Annotated in this window: 21 protein-coding genes; 17 read left to right on the top strand and 4 right to left on the bottom strand. The window is 60.2% G+C overall.

Annotated features, from left to right (window positions below):
* Nucleotides 1-2: 2 nt before the first annotated feature.
* The 9 genes from murD (at nucleotide 3) to ftsZ (ending at nucleotide 10,324) form a co-directional block, all read left to right on the top strand.
* Nucleotides 3-1,526 (top strand): UDP-N-acetylmuramoyl-L-alanine--D-glutamate ligase, encoded by a 1,524-nt coding sequence (gene murD / locus H035_RS19905; RefSeq protein WP_084684974.1) that lies wholly within the window; start codon nucleotides 3-5, stop codon nucleotides 1,524-1,526.
* Nucleotides 1,517-2,683: a putative lipid II flippase FtsW gene (ftsW, locus tag H035_RS0114310; protein WP_022949654.1), complete on the top strand. Its 1,167-nt coding sequence runs from the start codon at nucleotides 1,517-1,519 to the stop codon at nucleotides 2,681-2,683. Before murD ends, ftsW begins: the two co-directional genes overlap by 10 nt.
* Nucleotides 2,671-3,762, top strand: coding sequence for an undecaprenyldiphospho-muramoylpentapeptide beta-N-acetylglucosaminyltransferase (murG, locus tag H035_RS0114305; protein ID WP_022949653.1), 1,092 nt, complete (start codon nucleotides 2,671-2,673; stop codon nucleotides 3,760-3,762). The genes ftsW and murG overlap by 13 nt, the downstream gene beginning before the upstream one ends.
* Before the next feature lie 46 nt (nucleotides 3,763-3,808).
* Nucleotides 3,809-5,206 carry a UDP-N-acetylmuramate--L-alanine ligase gene (gene murC / locus H035_RS0114300; RefSeq protein WP_022949652.1) on the top strand — a complete coding sequence of 466 codons (1,398 nt, stop codon included), beginning with the start codon at nucleotides 3,809-3,811 and terminating at the stop codon, nucleotides 5,204-5,206.
* A gap of 82 nt (nucleotides 5,207-5,288) precedes the next feature.
* On the top strand, nucleotides 5,289-6,200 hold the full coding sequence (gene murB, locus H035_RS0114295; RefSeq protein WP_040575088.1) for a UDP-N-acetylmuramate dehydrogenase: 912 nt from the start codon (nucleotides 5,289-5,291) through the stop codon (nucleotides 6,198-6,200).
* Nucleotides 6,197-7,126, top strand: coding sequence for a D-alanine--D-alanine ligase (locus H035_RS0114290; RefSeq protein ID WP_022949650.1), 930 nt, complete (start codon nucleotides 6,197-6,199; stop codon nucleotides 7,124-7,126). The genes murB and H035_RS0114290 overlap by 4 nt, the downstream gene beginning before the upstream one ends.
* Before the next feature lie 37 nt (nucleotides 7,127-7,163).
* Complete coding sequence (locus tag H035_RS0114285) at nucleotides 7,164-7,838, top strand: cell division protein FtsQ/DivIB (protein WP_161624033.1); 675 nt, start codon at nucleotides 7,164-7,166, stop codon at nucleotides 7,836-7,838.
* Between the two features lie 9 nt (nucleotides 7,839-7,847).
* The gene (ftsA, locus tag H035_RS0114280; protein ID WP_022949648.1) at nucleotides 7,848-9,083 is read left to right on the top strand and encodes a cell division protein FtsA; all 1,236 of its coding nucleotides are present in this window, start codon (nucleotides 7,848-7,850) and stop codon (nucleotides 9,081-9,083) included.
* A 59-nt stretch (nucleotides 9,084-9,142) separates the two neighbouring features.
* A complete protein-coding gene (gene ftsZ, locus H035_RS0114275) occupies nucleotides 9,143-10,324 on the top strand; it encodes a cell division protein FtsZ (protein WP_022949647.1) in 1,182 nt (393 codons plus the stop codon).
* Between the two features lie 97 nt (nucleotides 10,325-10,421).
* On the opposite strand, the gene dnaN is transcribed toward ftsZ, so the two are convergent.
* Both dnaN and dnaA read right to left on the bottom strand, forming a co-directional pair.
* Nucleotides 10,422-11,525: a DNA polymerase III subunit beta gene (dnaN, locus tag H035_RS0114270; protein ID WP_022949646.1), complete on the bottom strand. Its 1,104-nt coding sequence runs from the start codon at nucleotides 11,523-11,525 to the stop codon at nucleotides 10,422-10,424.
* 9 nt (nucleotides 11,526-11,534) lie between these two features.
* Complete coding sequence (gene dnaA / locus H035_RS0114265; protein ID WP_022949645.1) at nucleotides 11,535-12,890, bottom strand: chromosomal replication initiator protein DnaA; 1,356 nt, start codon at nucleotides 12,888-12,890, stop codon at nucleotides 11,535-11,537.
* Between the two features lie 185 nt (nucleotides 12,891-13,075).
* Here dnaA and rpmH point away from each other — a divergent pair, with 185 nt between their 5' ends.
* The 8 genes from rpmH (at nucleotide 13,076) to H035_RS0114225 (ending at nucleotide 18,336) form a co-directional block, all read left to right on the top strand.
* Nucleotides 13,076-13,222 carry a 50S ribosomal protein L34 gene (gene rpmH / locus H035_RS0114260; RefSeq protein ID WP_022949644.1) on the top strand — a complete coding sequence of 49 codons (147 nt, stop codon included), beginning with the start codon at nucleotides 13,076-13,078 and terminating at the stop codon, nucleotides 13,220-13,222.
* Complete coding sequence (gene rnpA / locus H035_RS22785; protein WP_022949643.1) at nucleotides 13,219-13,605, top strand: ribonuclease P protein component; 387 nt, start codon at nucleotides 13,219-13,221, stop codon at nucleotides 13,603-13,605. The genes rpmH and rnpA overlap by 4 nt, the downstream gene beginning before the upstream one ends.
* Nucleotides 13,596-13,826: a membrane protein insertion efficiency factor YidD gene (yidD, locus tag H035_RS0114250; protein WP_026596638.1), complete on the top strand. Its 231-nt coding sequence runs from the start codon at nucleotides 13,596-13,598 to the stop codon at nucleotides 13,824-13,826. The genes rnpA and yidD overlap by 10 nt, the downstream gene beginning before the upstream one ends.
* Complete coding sequence (gene yidC / locus H035_RS0114245; protein WP_022949641.1) at nucleotides 13,819-15,462, top strand: membrane protein insertase YidC; 1,644 nt, start codon at nucleotides 13,819-13,821, stop codon at nucleotides 15,460-15,462. Before yidD ends, yidC begins: the two co-directional genes overlap by 8 nt.
* On the top strand, nucleotides 15,459-16,808 hold the full coding sequence (gene mnmE / locus H035_RS0114240; protein WP_022949640.1) for a tRNA uridine-5-carboxymethylaminomethyl(34) synthesis GTPase MnmE: 1,350 nt from the start codon (nucleotides 15,459-15,461) through the stop codon (nucleotides 16,806-16,808). The genes yidC and mnmE overlap by 4 nt, the downstream gene beginning before the upstream one ends.
* Before the next feature lie 22 nt (nucleotides 16,809-16,830).
* Entirely contained in the window at nucleotides 16,831-17,331 is a 501-nt protein-coding gene (locus H035_RS19900; protein ID WP_022949639.1) for a methylated-DNA--[protein]-cysteine S-methyltransferase, read from the top strand.
* Between the two features lie 133 nt (nucleotides 17,332-17,464).
* Entirely contained in the window at nucleotides 17,465-17,746 is a 282-nt protein-coding gene (locus H035_RS0114230) for a DUF211 domain-containing protein (RefSeq protein ID WP_022949638.1), read from the top strand.
* Nucleotides 17,743-18,336: a VIT1/CCC1 transporter family protein gene (locus tag H035_RS0114225; protein WP_022949637.1), complete on the top strand. Its 594-nt coding sequence runs from the start codon at nucleotides 17,743-17,745 to the stop codon at nucleotides 18,334-18,336. Before H035_RS0114230 ends, H035_RS0114225 begins: the two co-directional genes overlap by 4 nt.
* A gap of 53 nt (nucleotides 18,337-18,389) precedes the next feature.
* On the opposite strand, the gene H035_RS0114220 is transcribed toward H035_RS0114225, so the two are convergent.
* Together H035_RS0114220 and H035_RS0114215 are read right to left on the bottom strand one after the other, a co-directional pair.
* Complete coding sequence (locus H035_RS0114220) at nucleotides 18,390-21,578, bottom strand: PAS domain S-box protein (protein ID WP_022949636.1); 3,189 nt, start codon at nucleotides 21,576-21,578, stop codon at nucleotides 18,390-18,392.
* Between the two features lie 99 nt (nucleotides 21,579-21,677).
* Nucleotides 21,678-23,135, bottom strand: a complete 1,458-nt coding sequence (locus H035_RS0114215; protein WP_026596636.1) for a sigma-54-dependent transcriptional regulator — start codon at nucleotides 23,133-23,135, stop codon at nucleotides 21,678-21,680.
* Nucleotides 23,136-23,289: the final 154 nt, after the last annotated feature.

The following is a 23,289-nucleotide window of genomic DNA, read 5'->3' as shown; positions in this document are numbered from 1 at the left end:
ACATGGCAGAGGTCACAGATACGATAGGCAGCAGTGGCATTCAACCCAACGGGGCTTGCGGCCATGGGCAATCGTCTTTGTCGACGTTAGGTCCCGATCCCCGAGTGGCGGTGGTGGGATTGGGCGTGACCGGCGTGTCGGCGCTCAACTTTCTGCATCGCCGCGGGATCGAATGCGTGGCCCTGGATACCCGGGAGAATCCTCCCGGCTTGGCCGCCGCCAGTGCCTTGAGCGGGGTGCCGGTGTTTACCGGCGGTTTGCGTGCCGATTGCTTGACTTGGGCGACCCATCTGCTGGTGAGCCCCGGGATCGGTTTGGAGCAGGCGGAGATCCGCGCAGCTCTGGAGCACGGAGCCGCCTTGATCAGCGACATCGATCTTTTTGCCGATCAAGTTCGGGCACCGGTGATCGGGGTGACCGGTTCCAACGGCAAGAGCACGGTCGTGACCCTGGTGGCGGAGATGGCTCAAGAGGCGGGCTTGAAAGTGCGCGCCGGCGGCAATTTGGGCACCCCGGTTCTGGATTTATTGGATGAGGCTTGCCAACTCTACGTCCTTGAGCTGTCCAGCTTCCAGTTGGAGCGAAGCCGGCGATTGCGTCCGGAGGCTGGCGCGGTGCTGAATGTCAGCCCCGATCACTTGGATCGTCACTCGAATCAGGAAGCCTATGCCTCGGCCAAGGGACGTCTGTTGCGATGGAGCCGGCGGCAAGTGGTAAACGGGGACGACCCGGTTGTGACGAGGTTGGCAGGAAGTGCGCTTCGCGATCGCCAACTGCGGTTTAGTCTGAGCGATCCCACGGCCGATTACGGCTTGCTTCGCTATCGCGGTCGCGAATGGTTGGTTGCCTATGGGAAACCGCTCATACCGGCGGCGGAGATGCGGCTGAGCGGCCGCCACAATTGGGCCAATGCCTTGGCGGCTCTGGCGTTGGCGGAGACGGCGGGGATTTCGCCGGAGGCCGCGATCTCGGTGCTGCGACGATTCAGCGGCTTGCCCCATCGGATGCAAACGGTGGGGGAAATCGACGGGGTGGCATGGATCAACGATTCCAAGGCCACCAATGTGGGGGCCGCCGAGGCGGCCATTGCGGGTTCGGGTGCGCCCTTGATTTGGTTGGCCGGCGGGGACGGCAAGGGCGCCGATTTTGCTTCGCTCGTCCCGGCCGTCGCCGCCAAGGTCAAAACGGCGGTGCTGTACGGCCGCGACCGTAACCGGCTGGCCGAGGCCCTGGCCGGGGCGACGGAAATACGCGTGGTGGAGGACTTGTCTGGCGCGATGACGGTCGCCGGACGGATCGCCCGTCCGGGAGATACCGTGTTGCTGGCGCCGGCTTGCGCCAGCCTCGATCAATTCGAAAATTATCAGGCCCGGGGAGAATGTTTCATGCAATGGGTGCAGCGTCTCGTAGGGCGCGCCGAGGGAGGAAGCGCGTCGATCGCGAACGAGGCGGTTCCTCCGTCACCCCGTCCTGAAATATCCCTAGCCGGTGCCGATCTCGGGGAGGGTGAATCTAAATGGCGGTAAAAGCGCGGCAAGCCGTGTCCCCGACCGGCACCGGCATCTTTCTCGATCACGGTTTGCTGGCGGCGGCGACGATCCTCTTGGTGGCGGGCTATGTGATGATGACCTCCGCTTCGTTGCACTTGACCGAGGACGGCTTGCATTTCGCCAAACGTCAATTGGCCCATCTGGGGTTGGGGCTCGCGGCCGGAGCGGCGGTTCTGGCTGTGCCGTTGCATTGGTGGCTGCGCGGCGGGGCGGTGTTGCTCTTGGGGGGCTTTGTCTTATTGGTGGCGGTGAAAATCCCCGGTCTCGGGGTCACGGTGAATGGCAGTACCCGTTGGCTGAATTTGGCGGTGCTTCGCCTGCAAGTTTCGGAAGTGTTCAAATGGGTGGCGGTGATCTATTTAGCCGGTTACGTGGTTCGTCACCATCATGAATTGCGTACCCGCGCCATGGGGTTGATTCGTCCCCTGGTTCCATTGGGTTTGGGCGCCGGTTTGTTGCTCTGGGAACCTGATTTCGGTGCGGCGGCGGTACTTCTGGCCACCGCGGTGACGGTATTGTTCTTGGGCGGCGCCCGGCTGTTGCCGCTGCTGTCCTTGATGGCCATTCTGGGAGGCGCCGCGACGGGCTTGGTGGTTTTCGAGCCTTATCGGTTCAAGCGTTGGATCGGTTTTCTCGATCCCTGGTCCCATGCCCAGGATTCCGGCTATCAATTGGTACAGGCACTGATCGCCTTCGGTCGAGGGGGGCTGGGAGGCGTTGGTTTGGGGAACAGCGTCCAGAAAATGTTTTATCTGCCCGAAGGCCATACCGATTTCCTATTGGCCGTGGTGGGCGAGGAACTCGGTCTGCTGGGAGTGGTCGGCGTCATTTCGATGTTCGGCTGGTTGTTGTGGCGGGTATTCGCTACCGCCCGTCTGGCGGAGTCGAACGAAGCGGTTTTCGGCGCTTGCCTCGCCTACGGGGTGGGGGTCTGGCTGGGACTTCAAGCGTTGATCAATATGGGGGTCAATTTGGGCGTCTTACCCACCAAAGGTTTGACCTTGCCGCTCATGAGCTACGGCGGCGGCAGTTTGGTGGTGAACTGTATGGCGATCGGTTTGGTGCTCAGGGTGTATGCCGAAGCCCGGGAAATCCAGGCACAGCAGCCGCGAGGCAAATCATGGCGGAGGTGATGATCCTGGCGGGCGGGACCGGTGGCCACGTCTTCCCGGCGCTGGCGGTGGCGGTTTGGCTGCGCGAGCAAGGCCACCAAGTGAGCTGGATGGGAACCTCGCGCAGTTTGGAATCCCGGGTGGTGCCCGCCGCGGGGTTCGAGTTGGATACCGTGTCGGTCAGTGGTTTGCGGCGGACGGGCTTGAAAGCCAAACTACAGGCTCCCTGGATGTTGGCTCGAGCCTTGATCCAGGCGGGCCGCTATTTACGTCGGCGCCGTCCCTCGGTAGTCCTGGGAATGGGCGGATTCGTCGCCGGTCCGGGAGGGCTCATGGCAGAGTGGTTGGGGATACCCTTGGTGCTCCACGAGCAGAATCGAATACCTGGGACGACCAACCGCTGGTTGGCGCCACGCGCGAAGCGGGTATTGGAAGGATTTCCGGGAACCTTCCCCGACCGTTTTTGGCCCTGCTGGACCGGCAATCCCTTGCGGGCCGAAATCGTCGGAATGTCGGCCGATAAAGGTCCGCTCGAAGGGCGCCCGGTGAGGCTGTTGGTGATGGGGGGCAGTCAGGGGGCTCAGATTCTAAACGAGACGGTCCCGGAAGCCTTGGCGGGACTGGAAAACACTGAATTGGAGGTTTGGCATCAAAGCGGTGCGGTTATGGCGTCCCACGTGGCCGAGGCCTACCGGAAAAACAAGGTTTCGGCCCGGGTGGAAGCATTCATCGACGATATGGCGGCCGCCTATGCCTGGGCCGATTTGGTGATCGCCCGCGCCGGAGCGATGACGGTGAGCGAATTGGCGGCGGCCGGTGTCGGTGCGATTTTAGTGCCGTATCCCTATGCCATCGACGATCATCAGAGATTGAACGCCCAATATCTGGTGGAGCGAGAAGCGGCGGTCATGTTGCTCCAGAACGAGCTGACGCCGCGGTCTCTGCGACAAGCGGTGACGGCTTGTTTGGCTCGCCCCGAGCGGTTGCGGGCCATGGGTGCGGCGGCACGCAAAGCCGCCCGCTTGGATGCCACGGAAACGGTGGCGCGAATTTGTCTCGAGGAGGCCGAAAGTGGTGCCCCAGTTAAAAACGGAAAGTGATCCCCGCCTACTGCTGCGAGCGGGGGGAGAACCGGTTCAGCGGCGAATGGCTCGAATCGGGCGGATTCATTTCATCGGCATCGGCGGCGTCGGTATGAGCGGTATTGCCGAGGTGCTCGCAAACCTGGGTTATCGAATATCCGGTTCGGATCTGCGCGAGAGCGTCGCTCTGCAGCGGCTACGCGGCCTGGGGGCGGACGTCTTCGTCGGCCATGCCGCCGAGCATGTGGACGGAGCCGATGTGGTGGTGGTTTCCAGCGCGGTGATGCCCGACAACCCGGAATGGGTGGCGGCGGAAGCGCGCCGGGTTCCGGTCATTTCCCGGGCGGAGATGCTGGCCGAATTGATGCGGTTTCGATTCGGCATCGCGGTGGCCGGCACCCACGGAAAGACCACTACCACCAGCCTGGTCGCCAGCATTCTGGCGGAAGGCGGCCTGGACCCCACTTTCGTGATTGGCGGGCGTCTCAACAGCGCGGGCAGTCATGCCGCCCTGGGGGCGAGTCCCTACTTGGTCGCCGAAGCCGACGAAAGCGACGCCTCGTTTTTGCACTTGCAGCCGATGATGGCGGTGGTCACCAATGTGGACCGCGATCACATGAGTGCCTATGGGGACGACTGGCAACGACTCAAGGAGACGTTCATCGAATTTCTGCATCATTTGCCGTTCTATGGAATGGCGGTCATGTGCCTGGACGATCCGGGAGTGGCTTCGGTCCTCCCCCGCATTCAAAAACCGGTGGTCACTTACGGTCTCCACCCGGAAGCCGACTTGCGCGCGCGGGATCTCGTTCCGGACGGACTCAAGACCCGCTTCGTGGTGGAAGGTCACGGCCTGGATCAACCGTTGGAGATGGAATTGAACCTTCCCGGCCGGCACAACCTCCTCAACGCATTGGCGGCCATCGTAATCGCCTTGGAGGTGGGGGTACAACCGACCACCATTCGCCGGGCACTCGCCCGCTTCGCCGGGATCGGACGCCGCTTTCAAGTCTGTCAAGTGTCGTGGCGCGGGGGCGAGGTGACCTTGGTGGACGATTACGGTCATCATCCGCGCGAGCTGGAAATGACCTTCGCCGCCGCGCGTCAAGCCTGGCCCGGCCGCCGGCAGGTATTGGTTTTTCAGCCTCATCGCTATAGCCGAACGCGGGAGCTGTTCGATGATTTCGTGGAGGTATTGACCGAGGTGGATGAAGTATTGCTGCTCGACGTTTATCCGGCGGGCGAGGCGCCGATCCCGGGAGTCGACAGCGCCGCTCTGGCGGAGGCTTTGGCGGCGCGCGGTCGGGTTCCCAAAATGCTCGATTCGTTGGAGACCGTTCCCGTGGCATTGATGGAGGCGCTTCGGCCCGGCGACGTAGTGATGACCATGGGGGCCGGAAGTATCGGGCAGTTGGCCGCGGCTTTGCCCGAGATGTTACAGGAGAGGCGGGATGACCAGTAACCGGGCAATGCCGATGAGCCACTTGGATTGGAGCCACGAAACGTCTCCGGGACGGGAGAAAGGGGGAGTGGACAGGCATCCCATGTGGCATCCGCTCGAAGGGCTGCGAAGCAGTATTCGGGGGGAACTCCAAGGCCGGGTGCCGCTGGCGCGGTTTACCGCCTGGCGAGTGGGCGGGCCGGCCGAGCGTCTGTTTCAACCGGCGGACAAGCAAGATTTGGTGGCGTTCCTGGAGGGGCTTCCGGCAGACGAACCGCTCACTTGGCTGGGGCTGGGAAGCAATCTGCTGGTGCGCGACGGCGGCGTTCCGGGAACGGTGATTTATTCCGCGGGGCGTTTGCGGGGCATGGCGATGGAGGAGGGCTTGGTATACGTGGAGGCCGGCGTTCCTTGCGCCCACTTGGCGCGCTTTTGCAGTGTCCACGGTCTCGGCGGGGCCGAGTTTTTGGCCGGGATTCCCGGTACCTTGGGCGGCGCGCTGGCCATGAATGCCGGCGCCTTCGGCGGCGAGACCTGGATCTGGGTGGAGGCAGTGGAAACGGTGGATCGTCGTGGCCGCTTGCACCGGCGCACGCCGCGTGAATACAAGGTCGGTTACCGCAGCGTGCAAGGGCCGGCCGACGAATATTTCTTGGCCGCCTGGCTGCGGTTTCAACCGGGCGACATCGAATCCGGCCAGCGCCGCATTCGGGAGCTTTTACAGCGACGCAGTCGGACTCAGCCGACCCGCTGGCCGAATTGCGGCTCGGTCTTCAAAAACCCGCCCGGCGACTTCGCCGCGCGGCTGATCGAAGCCTGCGGTCTCAAGGGCAAGCGGATCGGCGACGCCAAGATATCGGAAGTGCACGCCAATTTCATCATCAACAATGGCGGGGCGAGAGCGGCGGATATCGAAGCCTTGATCGAGGCGGCCCGGGAAGCGGTGAAATATCGCTTCGGCATTGATTTGGAGTTGGAAGTGCGCATCATCGGCGTGGCGGAGGAGCAAGCATGACGGGACTCGGCGATCCCGGTCGTTTCGGCAAGGTGGCGGTGGCCATGGGAGGCGCCAGCGCCGAGCGCGAAATTTCCTTGATTTCCGGGGAGCAGGTCTTTGCCGCCCTCCAGCGGCTAGGGGTGGACGCGAAGGCGGTGGACGTGGGACGCCGCTTCCTGGATGAATTGGCGGGGCGAGGCTTCGATCGGGTGTTCAATATCCTCCACGGCCGCGGCGGCGAGGACGGTGTGCTGCAGGGGTTGCTGGAGGCGCTGGACCTTCCCTATACCGGCAGCGGGGTGCTGGGTTCGGCTTTGACCATGGATAAGCTGACCACGAAATGGTGTTGGCGTGGTGCGGGTTTGCCGACTCCCGATTGGCAGGTTTTGGAAACCCGTGAGGATCTGGCTCGCTGCGGTGATTATTTGGGGTTTCCGGTAATCGTCAAGCCGGCCCTGGAAGGCTCCAGTCTGGGCATGAGCAAGGCGGACGATCGGCACCAGTTGGTCGAGGCGTGGACGCTGGCCCGAAGATACGATTCGCCGGTGTTCGCAGAGCGTTGGATCGACGGCGAGGAGTACACCGCCACCTTGCTGCAGAAGGAAATCTTGCCCCTCATCCGTCTGGAGACGCCGCGTATTTTCTATGATTTCGAAGCCAAATACCGGGCCGACAGCACCCGTTATCATTGCCCCTGCGGACTGCCGGCGGAAATGGAGCAAGCACTCATGGCGTTGGTCGTCAGGGCCTGCGGAGTGCTCAGGGTCAGCGGTTGGGGACGGGTGGATTTGTTCCTCGACCGAACCGGTCAACCCTGGTTGATCGAGGTCAACACGGTACCGGGGATGACCGATCATAGTTTGGTGCCGATGGCGGCGCGGGCGGCCGGTATCGAGTTCGACGAATTGGTGTGGCGGATTTTGGAAACCAGTGTCCAGGCGTAACGCGATCCTCTGGGGAATGGGATTGACGGTGATTGGAATGTTAACTTGGATAGGGAGCCTGAAAACGACGGCTCCGATCCGGTATGTGAGGATCGAAGGGCAGGTTCGGCACGTGACCGGCGATGCCTTGAAGCAAGCGTTGACGCCCTTGTTGGCGGGTGGTTACTGGAAATTGGATGTAGACGATGCGGTGACGGCGGTGGAAAAGCTGGCCTGGGTGGAAAAGGTGCAAGTGATGCGAATCTGGCCGGACGTGATCCGCCTTAAAATCCAAGAGCAGGTGCCGTATGTGCGATGGGGAAAAACAGAACTGTTGAATCGGCGGGGGGAAAAGTTCGTCCCCGCCACCATTGAAGGATACACGGATCTGCCGATGCTGCGAGGACCGGACGGTCACGAAAAAAGACTGTTTTCCGCTTATCGGGAGATGATTCGATCCCTCGGGGCTTTATCTTTCCGGATTCTCGGAATCGAGGTGGATGCCCGGCGGAGTTGGCGGCTGACGATGACCAGCGCAGGCGGTTCGCAATCCGCTCCCGCCACACGCACGATGGTGGTTTTGGGGCGGCAGCAACCGCAGGCTGCTTTCGGCAAGGTGGTTCGGCTTTTGGCCCGCTTGACGCCTGAGCAAAGGCAAAACGTAAAGCGGCTCGATGCTCGCTACGAACACGGATTCGCAGTCCGCTGGCGTGAGCAGGACAAACAATCATAACGAGACGATATGGCTAAGCGCAGAGACCGAAATATTATCGTAGGGCTCGACATCGGCACTTCCAAGGTGGCGGCGATTGTGGGGGAGTACAACGTCGAGGAAGACGAAATCGAAATCGTCGGCATCGGCAGTCACCCTTCCACGGGCCTGAAACGGGGGGTGGTGGTCAATCTGGAATCCACGGTGCAGGCGATTCAGCGCGCGGTGGAGGAGGCCGAATTGATGGCCGGTTTTCAGATCCGTTCGGCCTACGTGGGGATCGCCGGGAGTCACATCCGCAGCCTCAATTCCCACGGCATCGTCGCCATCAAGGACAAGGAGGTGACCCAGACCGACGTGGATCGGGTCTTGGATTCGGCCCGGGCGGTGGCGATTCCGGCCGATCAAAAGATTCTCCACGTCCTTCCCCAGGAATACATCATCGACAGCCAGACCGGGATCAAGGAACCGGTGGGCATGGCGGGCATCCGCCTGGAGGCCAAGGTCCATATCATCTCCGGCGCGGTTAGCGCGGCCCAGAATCTGGTCAAATGCGTCCGCCGCTGCGGCCTGGAAGTGGAGGACATCATCCTCGAGCAGTTGGCGTCCTGTTACGCCATCCTGAGCGAGGACGAAAAGAATCTCGGAGTGTGCCTGGTGGACATCGGCGGGGGAACGACCGACATCGCCGTCTATACCGACGGCGCCATTCGGCATACCGCGGTGATCCCGATCGCCGGCGATCAAATTTCCAACGACATCGCGGTCGCCCTGCGCACCCCCATCCAGCACGCGGAATCGATCAAGATCGATCATGCCTGCGCCCTGACCCAATTGGCCGACATCGACGACATGATCGATGTGCCCAGCATCGGCGATCGCCCTCCCCGGCGGATTTCGCGCCACAACCTGGCGGAAATCGTCGAGCCCCGCTGCGAGGAACTGATGCTTCTGATTCAAACGGAACTGCGCCGCAGCGGCTTCGAGGATTTGATCGCCGGCGGCATTGTCCTGACCGGCGGCAGCTCCAAGCTGGAGGGCTTGGTGGAATTGGCCGAGGAGATTTTTCACATGCCGGTGCGTCTGGGCATGCCCCGCCATGTCACCGGCCTCACCGACGTGATTCACAACCCCGCGTTCGCCACCGGGGTGGGGCTGTTGCTGTTCGGCCACGAGCACGAGGACGGGTTGGGGTTGAGTGACGACGAATCGGTTTTGCTGTCGATTTGGCGTCGCATGTGCAGCTGGTTTCAGGGAAATTTTTAACGGGGATAGTGGGTTTTGGATGTGTGTTCTAATCGCAAATTGCGGAGAGGAGTAAAGTTATGAAATTCGAAATGGTAGACGACTACGGTCAAAATGCGATCATCAAAGTGATCGGCATCGGCGGCGGCGGCAGCAATGCGGTCGACCACATGGTCAACAGCAGCATCGAGGGGGTGGAATTCATCTGTTCCAATACCGATGCCCAGGCCTTGCGCAAAGCGTCCGCCAAGACCGTGCTGCAGATCGGCGGCGAACTCACCAAAGGATTGGGCGCGGGCGCCAGCCCGGAAGTGGGCAAGCAGGCGGCCATGGATGACCGGGATCGAATTCAGGAATTGATCCAGGGCGCCGACATGATTTTCCTGACCGGCGGCATGGGCGGCGGCACCGGCACCGGCGCGGCCCCGGTGTTCGCCGAGATCGCCCGGGATTTGGGCGTGTTGACGGTGGCGGTGGTGACCAAGCCGTTCCCCTTCGAGGGAACCAAGCGGCGCGCGATCGCCGATCGGGGAATCGAGGAATTGAGCCGCTACGTGGATTCCCTGATCACCATTCCCAACGAGAAACTCCTGCCGGTGTTGGGCAAGGATGTTTCCTTGCTGCAGGCGTTCGCCGCGGCCAACGACGTGCTCTTGGGAGCGGTTCAAGGGATCGCCGAATTGATCACCCGCCCCGGTTTGATCAACGTGGACTTCGCCGACGTGCGCACGGTGATGTCGGAGATGGGCATGGCGATGATGGGAACCGGTTCCGCCAGCGGCGAAAACCGTGCCCGCGAGGCGGCGGAACGGGCCATCGCCAGCCCCCTGCTGGAGGATGTCAACCTGCACGGGGCGCGGGGCATTTTGGTGAACATCACCGGCGGCCTGGATCTGTCCATCGGCGAATTCGACGTGGTGGGCAACACGGTCAAGGAATTTTCCTCCGACGATGCGGTGGTGGTGGTCGGCACCGTCATCGATCCCGAGCTGCAAGACGAGATTCGGGTGACGGTGGTGGCCACGGGCCTGGCCGGTTCCGCCGGCGCCGCCGTGGAAGAGCCGCCGGTACGCCTGGTGGAAAAGGACAGTGACGGGAAGGTGGATTATGACAAATTGGAACGTCCCACCGTGATTCGCCAACAACCCGATCGGGTGCGCAAGCTCAACGTGCCGAGCGGGAGCAATTCCGGCGTCAACAACAGCGAGGAAGATCTGGATTATCTGGATATTCCGGCGTTTCTGCGCCGGCAGGCGGATTGAATCCGGTTAGTAGGGGCAGGCCCCTGTGCCTGCCCGATAGCCCCTGTGCCTGCCCGATAGCCCCTGTGCCTGCCCGATATAACCCCGCGGCTCCGGATCAAAGCCGCATCGGCATGACGAGATAGCGGATGGAGGGGTCCTCGGGGTCTTCCGCCAGGCAGCTCAGAGAGGGGTCGGCAAACCCCAGGCGGATGGTTTCCGCGTCCAGGTGGGAAACCGCATCGGCCAGATAGGCGGCATTGAAGCCGACCGTGAACGGCTCGCCTTCGTAGAGTACTTCCACCTCTTCCTCGGCTTCTTCTTGATCCGGGTTATGCGCGGAAAGGCGCAGCAAGTTGGAGGAGACGTCCAGGCGAATGCCGCGGTATTGCTCGTTGGAAAGGATGGACACTCGGCCGATGGCTTCTTTCAAGGCCAATCGGTCGCAGCTCACAAAGCGATTGACTTGCTCGGGAAAGACCCGCCGATAGTCGGGATAGCGGCTGTCGATCAGTTTGGCGGAAAAGACCGCCGAGGGCAGCTCCAGGCGTATATTGCTGGCGGTGAGTCGCAACTGGACGACTTCCTCACCTTCCAAGAGGCGAAACAACTCCTGCACGCCCTTGCGGGGCAAAATCGGCTGGTGGGTGCCGTCCACCGGTGCCTCCAAGGCGTGTTCGCACCAAGCCAGGCGATGGCCGTCGGAGGCGACGGTGCGGATATGGGGCCCGTCCAATTCCAGCAGCAAGCCGTTGAGATAAAAGCGTACGTCCTGTTGAGCCATGGCGTACATGGTCTTGGCGAACAATTTTCTCAGCGCCTCGCCGCTCAATTGGGCGCGAGTTTCTTCGCCGTGGAGGCTGAACTCGGGGAAATTATCGCTGGGCAAGGTGGCGAGCGCGAAACGGCTGCGTCCGGCCTTGACCTCCAGCGTCTTGCCGTCCTTCAAGGTGCATTCCAAGCGAATGCCGGAAGGCAAAAGCCGGCAGATATCGAGCAGTTTGCGCGCCGGTACCGTTGTTTCTCCCTCGCCGCTTGGCACGCTGGCTTCGGTATGGGTAATGAGCTCGATTTCCAGGTCGGTGCCGATCAAGGTCAAGTGCTCGTCCCGGACCCGAAGCAGGACGTTGGCCAGAATCGGCAGGGTGGAGCGGCGCTCGATCACGCCGGCTACTTTCTGCAGCGCTTCCAGAAGCGGTTCGCGGGCAATGGAAAATTGCATCGTCGTGTCTCAGTTGATCAAAAGGTGTAATAGAGTGGCGTAGTCCTCTGCGATTTTGCTGTCGGATTCTTTCAACGCTTCCACTTTGCGGCAGGCGTGCAGGACGGTGGTGTGGTCGCGCCCGCCGAAAAACTCTCCGATTTCCGGCAAGCTGTGGTTGGTTAATTCCTTGGCCAAGGCCATGGCGATTTGGCGCGGCCGGGTGATGGAACGGGTCCGTTTGTTGGAGAGAATGTCGGTGACGCGGATTTTGAAATATTCGGCCACCGTTTTTTGGATATTTTCCACATTGATCAGCTTATCCTGGACCGCGATCAGATCGCGCAACGCTTCCTTGGCGAAGGGGAGGGTGATGGGTTCGCCGGTGAATTGGGCTCGGGCGGTGACCCGGCGAAGCGCTCCCTCCAGCTCGCGGACATTGGAGCGGATTCGTTTACCCACGAAAAAAGCCACATCCGCCGGGAGTTCCACGCCCCACTGCTGGGCTTTGCTCATCAGGATCGCCACCCGAGTCTCCAAGTCCGGCGGTTCGATCGCCACCGGTAGCCCCCAGCCGAAGCGGGACTTGAGGCGCTCCTCCAGACCGTTGATCTCTTTCGGGTAGCGATCGCAGGTGAGCACCACCTGGTGTTTGTTTTCCAGCAAGGTGTTGAAGGTGTGGAAGAATTCCTCCTGGGAACGCTCCTTGCCGGCGAAGAACTGAATATCGTCGATCAGCAGCGCGTCCACCGAACGGTAATATTCCTTAAACGCGTTGATGGCATTATGTTGCAGGGCGGAAACCATGTCCGAGACGAAGCGCTCGGAATGGAGATAGACCACCGAGGCCGAAGGGTCGCTCTGGACGATCAGGTTGCCGATGGCGTGCATGAGGTGGGTCTTGCCCAAACCCACGCCGCCGTACACGAACAAAGGGTTGTAGGCCCGGCCGACGTTTTCCGCCACCTGCATGCCCGCGGCTTTGGCGAACTGATTGGATTTGCCTTCCACGAAAGTGTCGAAGGTGAACGCCGGGTTGAGATTGTTGACGCCTGCTTTTTTCTTTCGCGGACGATGGCTCGCGGCGCCGTTTCGGGGCGCCGCGGAGGAAAAATCCGGTTGTACGGGCGGCGGCGCGGTTTCCTCTTTGCGTGCGCCGATCTCTATGACTACTTGATGGACGCCGCCGTCGTTAGGGGGTAGGGCGGCTTCGATTTTATCGATGAAGTGTTCCTTCACCCAGTCCAGTACGAAGCGGTTGGGCGCCAAGAGGCGAAGCTCCGAACCCTTCTCGACCGCCTGCAGAGGGCGGATCCAAGTGTTGAACTGTTGCGAGGGGATTTCGTTTTCGAGTCGTTGGATACACCGATTCCAGAGGTCGCTCATGGGGTTTTGGCCTGAAACTGTGGGGTTGAACTGCCTGTCCCGACCGTGAGGAGGTTTCGCCACAACGCCGGGGAAGATACTATACCGGATTTGATCCGTACTCACAGCATTGACATGCAGGTGCCGACAGAGTATTATCCAAATCCTTTTTTACTAGGTTTTTCAAATAATTAGAGGCGACGGAGATGAAACGAACCTATCAGCCCAGCAAGATCAAGCGCGTGCGTGCTCACGGTTTCAGGGCCCGCATGCGTACCCGAGGCGGTCGCAAGGTAATCGCTTCCCGGCGCGCCAAAGGGCGGGCCGTATTGGCGTCCGGCCGGACGCGTTGACGCACGGCGAATCGACAAACGGCGGTTCGGAATTCGGCTTTCCCAGGTCCCGTCGACTGCTGTGTGCGGGCGACTTTGCTCGGGTATTCAGTCATCCCCGAGTGTCGGCGGATGCGTTTTTTACGGTGTTGATGCGGCCTAACGAGCGATATTATGCGCGTCTGGGACTGGCCATCTCCAAACGCAAGGTCAAAAAAGCGGTTGCGCGCAACCGAATCAAGCGTTTGGTGAGGGAAAGCTTCCGCCTCAATCGATCTCGCCTGCCTGCGGCCGACATCGTCGTTGTGGCAAAACCGGCCGTTTCGGCCGCCGATCGGAGTGTTCTATGGGCATCATTGGCAAAGCATTGGCAGCGCTTGAGTACGGCTGCCGAATGCTCCTGATTGCATTGATCCGCGGTTACCGCTTTTTTCTGAGTCCCTGGTTGGGGAATCAGTGTCGTTTTCATCCCACCTGTTCCGTCTATGCCCTGGACGCGCTCGAGCGATTCGGGGTGGTGCGGGGCAGCTGGCTGGCCTTGCGCCGCCTATTGCGTTGCCACCCATGGCATCCAGGCGGGCTCGACCCTGTCCCGGAGCAATTTGGAATAACAAAACATGGATAATCTAAGGTTTTTCCTCATCACCCTGTGTGCATTGCTAGGCTACTTGCTGTGGTCGGCTTGGCAGCAGGATTATGGCCCCAAACCGCCCCAAGCTGTTGCGCCTCCGACCCAGGCGGAGGCGCAACAGCCCGCTGCACCGGCGGGGGCGGGGGAAGTGGCGCAACTGCCGGCCGATGCCGGCGGGGTGGCCGAAGCCGAGCCCCTGCCAAGCAGCGGCGGGCGGGTGATCGTGGATACCGACGTCGTCCACGCCGAGATCGATCTGAGCGGTGGCGACATTCGCCAGGTCGAACTGCTCAAGTATCCGGTTTCCAAGGATAAACCGAACGAGCCGGTGCGCCTGCTCGCCGACGAGCCGGGTCGCCTCTTCGTCACCCAGACCGGTTTTTTGGGGGACGAAAAAATCGCTCCCAAGCATAGCGTTCCCTGGCGGGCCGAGACGCGCGAGTATCGCCTGGAAGGGCAGGAAGCGCTCAAAGTGCCCTTGGTGTGGCGCGGCGACGGGGTGGAAATCGTCAAAACCTTCACTTTCGAGCCGGGCAGCTACGAAATCCATATCGATTACGAGGTGCGCAATCTCTCCGCCATGCCGTGGAGCGCGCGCCAATACGGCCAGTTGAAGCGCACCCCACCGACCAAGTCCAAGGACAGCGCCTTTATCCGGACCTTCACCGGGGTGGCTTGCCGGCGCGCCGACGAGCCCTACGAAAAAATTTCCTTCGGCGATATGGAGGATGCGTCCCTGAACTGGGAAACCCAAGGGGGATGGTGCGCGATGGTCCAGCACTATTTCCTCGCCGCCTGGTTGCCGCCCCAAGATCAGGTCAACCACTTTTACACCAAGGCATTGCCGGAGCAAAACTTCCTGGTCGGCTCCTATTCTCCCGAATACCGGGTGCCGGCGGGCGAAAGCCGCACCTTCAGCGTACGCTATTACATCGGCCCCAAGCTGCAGCGCGTGCTCGAGCAGGTGGCGCCCGGCTTGGAGTTGACGGTTGACTACGGCATCTTCACCCTGATCGCCGAACCCATCTTCTGGTTGCTGGAGCAGTTTTACAAGCTGTTGGGTAATTGGGGCTGGGCGATCATTTGCACGACGGTGGTCATCAAGGCCGTGTTCTTTCCCCTCTCGGCGGCCAGTTACAAATCCATGGCCAAGATGCGCAAGATGCAACCCAAGATGCAGGAGTTGAAACAGCGCTTCGGAGAGGACAAGCAGAAATTCCAACAGGCCATGATGCAGCTTTACCGGGAGGAGAAGGTCAATCCGCTCGGCGGCTGTCTGCCGATTATTATCCAAATCCCGGTTTTCATTTCCCTCTACTGGGTGTTGGTGGAAAGTGTGGAGCTTAGGCAGGCGCCTTTCGTCTTCTGGCTCAACGATTTGACTTCCAAGGATCCCTTTTTCATCTTGCCGATTTTGATGGGGGTCTCCATGTGGGTCCAGCAGAAACTCAGCCCACCGCCCACCGATCCGGTACAGGCCCAGGTGATGAAGATGTTTCCGTTGGTGTTCACGGTCTTCTTCGCCTTCTTCCCCGCCGGTTTGGTGCTCTACTGGGTGGTGAACAATACGCTCTCCATCGGGCAGCAGTGGTTGATTAATCGGAAAATCGAAGGCGTCGCCAAGACTTGATTCCCGTCGACGACACCATCGCCGCCCCCGCCACCGCCCCCGGCCGGGGGGCGGTGGCGATGGTGCGGGTATCCGGCCCCGAACTTTCCTCCCTGGCCGCAGAACTTACCGGTAGATCCCGCCTTGCGCCGCGTTACGCCCATTACGTCCGTTTTCTGGCCGAAGATGGGCAAGTGCTCGACCGGGGTCTGGCGCTCTATTTTCCCGCTCCCCGTTCCTATACCGGCGAGGACATGCTGGAACTGCACTGCCACGGTAGTCCGGTGGTGGTGGAATCCTTGCTGAAGCGGTTGATGCAACTGGGGGCCCGGATGGCCCAACCGGGAGAATTCAGCCGCCGCGCGTTTCTCAACGGCAAGCTCGATCTGGCCCAGGCCGAAGCGGTGGCGGCGCTTATCGAAAGCACCTCGGAGCAGGCCGCGCGCGCCGCCCAGCGTTCCTTGGAAGGCGAGTTCTCCCATCGAGTCGAGGGCTTGGTGGAAGCATTGACCGCGATCCGGGTACAGGTGGAGGCGAGCATCGATTTTTCCGACGAGGATATCGATTGGCTCGCCGAAGGGGCGGTGCTCGCCCGTTTGGAGCGAATCATCAGGGACGTGGACGAGCTGAACCGCCGGGCCTTTCAGGGCCGTCTTTTGGAAGAGGGCATGACCGTGGTAATCGCCGGCCGCCCCAATGCCGGCAAATCGAGCCTCCTCAACCGGCTCGCCGAGCGGGAAACGGCCATTGTCACGGATATTGCCGGCACCACGCGGGATCTGCTGCGCGAGCGGATTCAGATCGACGGCATGCCTCTCCACGTGATCGACACCGCCGGCCTGAGGGAAGGCGGCGATGTGGTCGAGCGCGAGGGGATACGCCGGGCGCTCGATGCCATGCAAAATGCCGACGCCATCCTGCTGGTGGTGGACAGCCGAGAAGCGGCGGCGGGTTTGGCGTTGCCGGCGGATCTGCCGGCCGGGATACCGGTGATCCGGATTCACAATAAGATCGACTTGACCGACGAAAAGCCGCGCATCGAAGCGGCCGACCAGGGCGGGGTGGTTTATCTTTCCGCCAAAACCGGCGCTGGTGTGGAACTGCTTCGAACCCATCTCAAGCAAACCATGGGCTTCGAGGCCGAGGCCGAAGACGCTCTCGCCGCACGTCGCCGTCACCTGCAAGCGCTGGCCCGGGCGCGGGATTATTTGAGCCAAGCCCGGGAGGCGTTGGATAGTCTCCAAGCCTCGGATCTCGCCGCCGAAGACTTGCGCCTGGCTCAGCAAGCGCTGGGCGAGATCACCGGCGAGATCACCAGCGACGATCTTCTGGGAAAAATTTTTTCGGAGTTTTGCATTGGCAAATGAGGCGACTTGCTCGGCCAGATCAATGAATGGAGAGATTCAATTCGCCCTCGGCGAATGCGCCTTGGGTATCGTTCTGGTGGCCCAAAACCAGCATGGGATTTGCGCTATCCTGCTGGGCGACGATCCCGATGCCTTGCTCCAGGCGCTCCATCGTTGGTTTCCAGGGGTTAAGATCGTTGCCCATGAGGAAGCGAATGCGGCGCTAACCGCGGTGACGGGCTTGATTGAAAATCCCCGCTCGAATTTCGATCTGCCTCTGGATAGGGGCGGTACCGTTTTTCAGCGCCGGGTATGGCGGGCTCTGCAGGACATTCCACCGGGCGAGACCCGGACATATGCCGAGGTTGCCGAACGGATCGGCGCGCCGAAAGCGGTTCGGGCGGTGGCGCAAGCCTGCGCGGCCAACCGGCTGGCGGTGGCGATTCCCTGTCATCGGGTGGTGCGCAAAGACGGCGCTTTGTCGGGTTATCGTTGGGGTATGGCGCGAAAGCGGGCGTTGCTGGAGCGAGAAGTTTGGTTATGAATGAGCGCTCTCGCCGACTCTTGTTGCTCCTTGCACCTGCTTTCGTTTGAGTCTGAGGGAAAACCCCGTACAATCGATTCAAGGAGGCCTCATTGAGGTTTGGAGCGGAAACGGACCAGCGGGAAGAAACTTCATGCCTGTTGTCACCCGGCTTGTACTCGATGTTTTGAAACCCCACCAACCGAATGCCTTGGAATTCGTCCAAAGCGTTTTGATGCTGGATAGTCTGGATCGCGTCAAGCTCACGGTGGAGGAAATGGATGAAAAAACCGAATCGGTGATCCTTCTCGTGGAAGGCGTGGATATCCAATATCAAGAACTGGTGGACGTCATCGCCAGCATGGGCGGTTCGGTGCACAGCCTCGATGAGGTGGATTTAACCAAGCGGCCCGCCCCTGAGGATGAGTCGGCGTGATCGGCTTCGGCCCATTGAGGCTCTTGTTGCATATCACCCAGGCGCACAAGATCGCGCGCCGCTATTTGGTGACCAACGGCTTCGACGGCGCTCTGACCATGTTGGGGCTGCTGATGGGGTTTTACATCAGCGGCGGAACGCCCTTGCCGGTGATCATCAATGCGTGTTTCGGGGCGGCCATCGCTTTGGCGATGAGCGGTCTCAGCAGCGCCTATATCAGCGAGGCCGCGGAGAGAAAAAAAGAACTGCGCGAATTGGAGTACGCGCTGGGGGCCGATCTGGATCAGTCGGTGCACGGCAGTGCTTCCCGCTTCATTCCGGTATACGTGGCCATTGTCAATGGTTTCTCTCCATTCGGGATTTCACTCGGAATCATCTCTCCTCTCTGGTTGGCGCGGTACGGAATGCAATTTCCCATCGCTCCGTTGGAAGCGTCCATCGGTTTGGCCTTGTTCGCGATTTTCCTGCTCGGCGTATTCCTCGGCCGGATCAGTGGGACTTTTTGGTTGTGGATGGGGATCAAAACCACCCTTCTGGGGCTGTTGACCGCTTTCCTGATTTTATTGGTGGGAATGACCGAACCCGGCTGATTAGATGCGTTTCGCCCCCTTTTAATGACTTGTCTTACCCTTGTCCGCTCATGTCATCTTGGGGAATACATGGCTTCTTCGAGGAATCTTAGAATATCGCGCGCCATTTCGATGAGCCGTTTGATTCGTTCGTCGGCTCGTTCGAACGCATCCATCGCGGCCGGGTGATCGTCGGCGACGATTTTCGCCTCCAGTTCGGCCACCGAGCGCTTGATGTCGCCGAACCCGCAGATGCTCATGGAGCCCAAAATTTTGTGGCTGATCTCCCTGGCCCGGACGAGATCGCCGCCCATTAATGCTTCGCGGGTAGCGGACATCTGGCCGGGTAATTCCTTGCACAGTTTGCGAAACAATAAACTGCTCAGCTGGCCATTCCCGTTGGTATGCCTCAATAGGGTGGCGGCGAAGTCTTCCGCGGTTCGGGGGGCGGAAGGCGAGGGTGTCTCGTTCTTCGGGGCCGGCCGGGTTGTCTCTCCGAGATGCAGGCAGCGATCGATCGCTGTATAGAGTTCCTGATCGGAAACCGGCTTGATCAGGCAATCGACGAATCCCGTCTCCCGTGGCATGGGACTTTGTTCGGACAACGCATGGGCGGTAATCGCCAAGACGGGCGTTTGGGCATTGGGAGAGGCGTTGGACTGAATCCATTGCATGACCTCAATGCCGTCCATGGCGGGCATCCTCAGGTCGAGAAAGATGAGATCGAAGGGGATTTTTCGAATCAGGGTCACGGCTTCTTCGCCGTTCGCGGCTTCCAGTACCTGGGCACCGTAGTCGACCAGGAGTTTTCGGAGCACGGTGCGATTGATTTCATTGTCGTCGGCGATTAGAAAAATTCGATCGAAAAAGCGGCGGGAAATCATTGATCGGGGTCGGGGGGGGGCCACTTTCGTCGATGCGCCGGGGATTTCGGCAACCGCATCGGCCGGAGCCAGGTAATGATCGGGTTCTTCGCCCGGCGAGGAAGGTAGGGGAAGTTCGATCTTGAATAGCGTCCCTTTGCCGGGTTGGCTGGACACTTCCAACTCGCCCTCCATCAAGTCGACGATTTTCTTGCTGATGGCAAGCCCCAGTCCCGCCCCGCCCAGCCCCATCTTTTTCGCCGAGGCTTGCTCGTAGGGTTCGAATATTTTGTCCAGATAACGGGGCTCGATGCCGATGCCGGTATCTTCGATCATAAAACGGGCGGTTTTGCCTCCGTAGCCGACACGAAAACTGACTCCGCCCGCATGGGTGAATTTGACCGCGTTGCCGAGAATATTGATCAGCACCTGGCGCAGGCGCTTGTGATCCCCACTGACTCGGCGCGGAAGGGGGGTGAGGGGCTGGAATTCGAAACGGATGTGCTTTTCGCTGGCGTTCATCTGAAATATTTCGCATATTTCATGAATCAGACCCGGAAAATCGAAATCTTTCGGCTGCAGCGTCAGCATTTCGGTATCGGCCTTGGTGAAATCGAGCAGATCGTTGATCAGGCCCAGCAAATAATCCCCACACTGGGCGATGTGGTGAACGATCTCCTGGTCTTCGGCGGCCAGGGTGTTTTTTTTCTGCAGGACTTGCGCGAAGCCGATGATTCCGTTCAAGGGCGTGCGAAGCTCGTGACTGACGTTGGCGAGGAACAGCATCTTCGCCCGATTTCCCGCTTCGGCCGCTTCCTTGGCCTTCAGCAAGGCGATTTCCGCTTCCTTTCTGGCGCTGATATCCTGAATCTGGGCGAGTACATGGAGTAGTTGATGGGAGTTCGTCACCGTGGTGGCGCTTTTCTGCACCCAAACCGGCTCGCCGCTTTTGTGAAGGAGGCGCTTTTCCATGTGATAGGAATCGATCTCGCCTCGAAGCAGCCGGTTCAAATTTTCCAGGTCGCACGCCAGATCGTCGGGGTGGGTGATGGCTTGGAAATTCTGCGCGAGCAGTTCCTGTTGGGAGTAGCCCAGCATTTGACAAAGGGCTTCGTTGACCTGTTGCCAGCGACCTTCCGGGCTCAACAGCGCCATACCGTTGACGGCGGTTTCGAAAGCGCCGCGAAACCGCGCCTCGCTCTCCCTGAGCGCATTGTCCATCTCTTTGTGCCCGGTCAGGTCCATCCAGCATCCCACCACTTCCTCCAGGTTGCTATCTTCGTCCCGGATGAGCCGGAGCTTGTCGTGAATCCAGCGATAGTTCCCGTCTTTGTGCAGAAAACGGTACTCGTGGTCCAACATGCCGGTTTCAAGCAAGATGCGCTGGCGGGATAAGGCCTCTTGGCGGTCTTCGGGATGCAAGTGATCCACCCAGAAGGTGGGTTGGGACAACCAAGCCTCGGCCTTGTAGCCGACGATGGATTCGATGCCGGCGCTGATCATGGTGACTTGGAAGGGCGATTCGAGATTGCCGGTGGGGCGGAGGGTATAAATCGCCGCGGGAGAAGCGTCCAGGATATGTCTGAGTCGTTTTTTCGACCGCTCCAATTCCTGCTTGACGCGTTTAGGGGCGGTGATATCGACGGCCACCCCGAGCACCGCCGGTAATTCTTCGCCCTCCGGGAGGAAAGGCAGCATTCTCGTTTCCAGAATCCGGGTCTCCCCCGAAGCGGTGGTGAAGCTTTCCTCCGGCACATACATCGGTTGTCCGGTTCGCAGCACTTCCTGCTCGTCGCGGAGAAATTTGGGAAACTCCTTTTCCGCGCCGGGAAGCTCGGGGTTGGTTTTGCCGATGATTTCCCGGGGCGTGGTCGCGTGGGCCTCGGCCAGCGCCTGGTTGGCCAGCAAAAATCGACCTTCGGCGTCCTTGGCGAAGATCATGTGCGGTACCAGGTCGATTACGGTGCGAAGCGGCGTGTTGAAGTCGGCCAGCGCTTCCGCCAAGGAACGCTTCCGGTTCGTCTCGATGAGTATCCCCGCGAACATCGAAGGTTTGCCGGCGCGGTCCGCCCGGCGAACTTGACACCTGATCCAGGCGTACTGCTCCGTGGCGATTTTTAGCCGATATTCGTGTTCCAGGACCGCGCCGCTCGGGGTGTCGAGCCACTTGTTCCGCCACTGCTTTGCATCCTCGGGATGGGCGCGATCGAATAGCCAGGCCTGCGCGTCGAGATGAGGCTTTGCGTCCGCACCCAGCAGCTCTTCCGCGTACGCGCTGAGATAAACGGTTCGCAGGCGTTGACGAGGGTCGTCCTCTGCCTCCAAAAGAAACACGACCGCCGGCAGCGTATCCAGATATTTCACCAGCCATTCCGGTTGGGAGAGTTCATCCGACTGCATCGCGATTGCCCCTGAAAAGAATACCGGTCTTTTTGAGCACGCCCCAATTTATAGACATAAGCGCGCGCCCACAAAGTTCAAAAGCATGATCGGCATGGCTTAATCGACCACATATTTGCGTACCGTGCGCCGGTCCAGTTGGGTGATTTGGGCGACGGCCTGGTAGCTGCCGTGTCGCTCATAAAGGGAACGGCAATAGGCCTGCAGTAATTGCTTGGCGGACAGCTTCTTTTCCAGGTCATCCTCCGAAAAGAGGGAGGCGGATGAGGAGCGACGTGGCATCGGGCGGTAGACCCCGGCCAGACAGATCTGCCGGATGCATTGCTCCAGTTCGCGCACATTTCCCGGCCACGGGTGGTCCTCGGGTACGCTGGCGGCGATTTTGCGCTCGACCTCTTCCACCAGTCGTTCGTCCGGATCGCGGAGAATCCGGCTCAGCAGCTTGGTCACCAAATCCCGCAGTTCCGCCGGGTTTTCCCCGAGCCTTTGCCTCAGGCTGGGGAGGGTGATCACGTCGGAGCAGAGCCGGTAGTAAAAATCGTCCCGGAAGCGTTTGTCTTGCCGGAGTTGTTGAAGATCCCGGTTGGTGGCGCTGATGACCCGGCCGGAAAAGCGCAGTTTTTCATGGCTGCCCACCGGACTAAAGACCCGCTCCTGAAGAACGCCCAGCAGTTTGACCTGGGTGGGGAGGTCGATATCGCCGATTTCGTCGATAAAAACCGCCCCGAATCGGCTGCAACGAGCGAACAGGCCGGGATGGTGGTCGATCGCCCCGGTGAACGCCCCTTTCTTGTGGCCGAACAGCTCGGATTCCAAGAGCCCTGCGGAATACTGGGACAGGTTGATGGCCTGGAAGGCGCCGGCGAAACTTTCCTCGAAGCGGCGTTTTTCCAGATCGAAGGGAATCAGTCCCGAGCAGCCGATGGCATGGGCCACCAGGCTCTTGCCGGTGCCCGTTTCCCCCAGCAGCAGGGTGGAAAAATCCTCCATCGTGCCGCTGAGATGGTTGAGATACCAATGGGGGTTGAAGGTGAAGATGTTGTTCCAGAGCCGCATGCGCAATTCGATCATGGCATCGCACTGGCCATGGATCGACTCGCTGATGAAGTGATAGCCGCGCTGAATTTGGTAAAACAGCGCGATATAGTCGGCCGTTTCCCGGGGGGTGAAGCCGGCTTGCTCGAACATGCCGATCAAGCGCCGGGCGAACGGCAGGGGGATGGGGTGGTCGCCGGCCCGCCCCTGGGCGTGGATGAAAGCGCTGAAATCATCCTGTACCTCGTGAAAGGCGTAAAACAACCACGAAAATAACATGATTTCGTAGGTTTTTTCTGAATAATCTCTAATATTGAAGGGTTTTTTTCTTTGGAGTCGATCCAATTCACACTTCAGCCGGGCTTGGATGGTTTCCACCCGGTCGAGCCATCCCATGCTGCCCGGGGCGATTCCCAATAGCGCGCAATCGGCTTGCTCCCGCGCGCTGCTGAAGGGGTTGGTGAAGGCGAGGTCGGCGATTTGGCGGAAAAAAGCGTGCTGATTGGCGGTGAGGGGGTTCATTTTGGGGACCATCACTTCAGATAAGCTGTTCTCAAAATGTACGGCAGACGTTCATAAATTGTATGTTCGATCGGGGACGGAATGATACAAAAATATATAAGCGGTTGTTTTTATTGAGCTCCATGTCATGGCCCGTTTTTTGATGATAGATGAA

Source organism: Methylohalobius crimeensis 10Ki, assembly GCF_000421465.1.
Taxonomy (GTDB): Bacteria; Pseudomonadota; Gammaproteobacteria; order Methylococcales; family Methylothermaceae; genus Methylohalobius; species Methylohalobius crimeensis.
The sequence above is the reverse complement of the archived record's forward strand: the minus strand, read 5'-3'. Positions and strand labels throughout refer to the sequence as shown.

Bases quoted from the DNA above. Each gene is read 5' to 3' on its own strand.
- yidC (WP_022949641.1), top strand. From the start codon at position 13,819: ATGGATAATCTAAGGTTTTTCCTCATCACCCTGTGTGCATTGCTAGGC.
- murG (WP_022949653.1), top strand. From the start codon at position 2,671: ATGGCGGAGGTGATGATCCTGGCGGGCGGGACCGGTGGCCACGTCTTC.
- H035_RS0114220 (WP_022949636.1), bottom strand. From the start codon at position 21,578: ATGCAGTCGGATGAACTCTCCCAACCGGAATGGCTGGTGAAATATCTG.
- H035_RS0114290 (WP_022949650.1), top strand. From the start codon at position 6,197: ATGACGGGACTCGGCGATCCCGGTCGTTTCGGCAAGGTGGCGGTGGCC.
- rpmH (WP_022949644.1), top strand. From the start codon at position 13,076: ATGAAACGAACCTATCAGCCCAGCAAGATCAAGCGCGTGCGTGCTCAC.
- H035_RS0114230 (WP_022949638.1), top strand. From the start codon at position 17,465: ATGCCTGTTGTCACCCGGCTTGTACTCGATGTTTTGAAACCCCACCAA.
- dnaN (WP_022949646.1), bottom strand. From the start codon at position 11,525: ATGCAATTTTCCATTGCCCGCGAACCGCTTCTGGAAGCGCTGCAGAAA.
- yidD (WP_026596638.1), top strand. From the start codon at position 13,596: ATGCTCCTGATTGCATTGATCCGCGGTTACCGCTTTTTTCTGAGTCCC.
- H035_RS0114215 (WP_026596636.1), bottom strand. From the start codon at position 23,135: ATGAACCCCCTCACCGCCAATCAGCACGCTTTTTTCCGCCAAATCGCC.
- murD (WP_084684974.1), top strand. From the start codon at position 3: ATGGCAGAGGTCACAGATACGATAGGCAGCAGTGGCATTCAACCCAAC.
- ftsZ (WP_022949647.1), top strand. From the start codon at position 9,143: ATGAAATTCGAAATGGTAGACGACTACGGTCAAAATGCGATCATCAAA.
- murB (WP_040575088.1), top strand. From the start codon at position 5,289: ATGTGGCATCCGCTCGAAGGGCTGCGAAGCAGTATTCGGGGGGAACTC.
- H035_RS19900 (WP_022949639.1), top strand. From the start codon at position 16,831: ATGAATGGAGAGATTCAATTCGCCCTCGGCGAATGCGCCTTGGGTATC.
- ftsW (WP_022949654.1), top strand. From the start codon at position 1,517: ATGGCGGTAAAAGCGCGGCAAGCCGTGTCCCCGACCGGCACCGGCATC.
- H035_RS0114285 (WP_161624033.1), top strand. From the start codon at position 7,164: ATGTTAACTTGGATAGGGAGCCTGAAAACGACGGCTCCGATCCGGTAT.
- dnaA (WP_022949645.1), bottom strand. From the start codon at position 12,890: ATGAGCGACCTCTGGAATCGGTGTATCCAACGACTCGAAAACGAAATC.
- murC (WP_022949652.1), top strand. From the start codon at position 3,809: ATGGCTCGAATCGGGCGGATTCATTTCATCGGCATCGGCGGCGTCGGT.
- ftsA (WP_022949648.1), top strand. From the start codon at position 7,848: ATGGCTAAGCGCAGAGACCGAAATATTATCGTAGGGCTCGACATCGGC.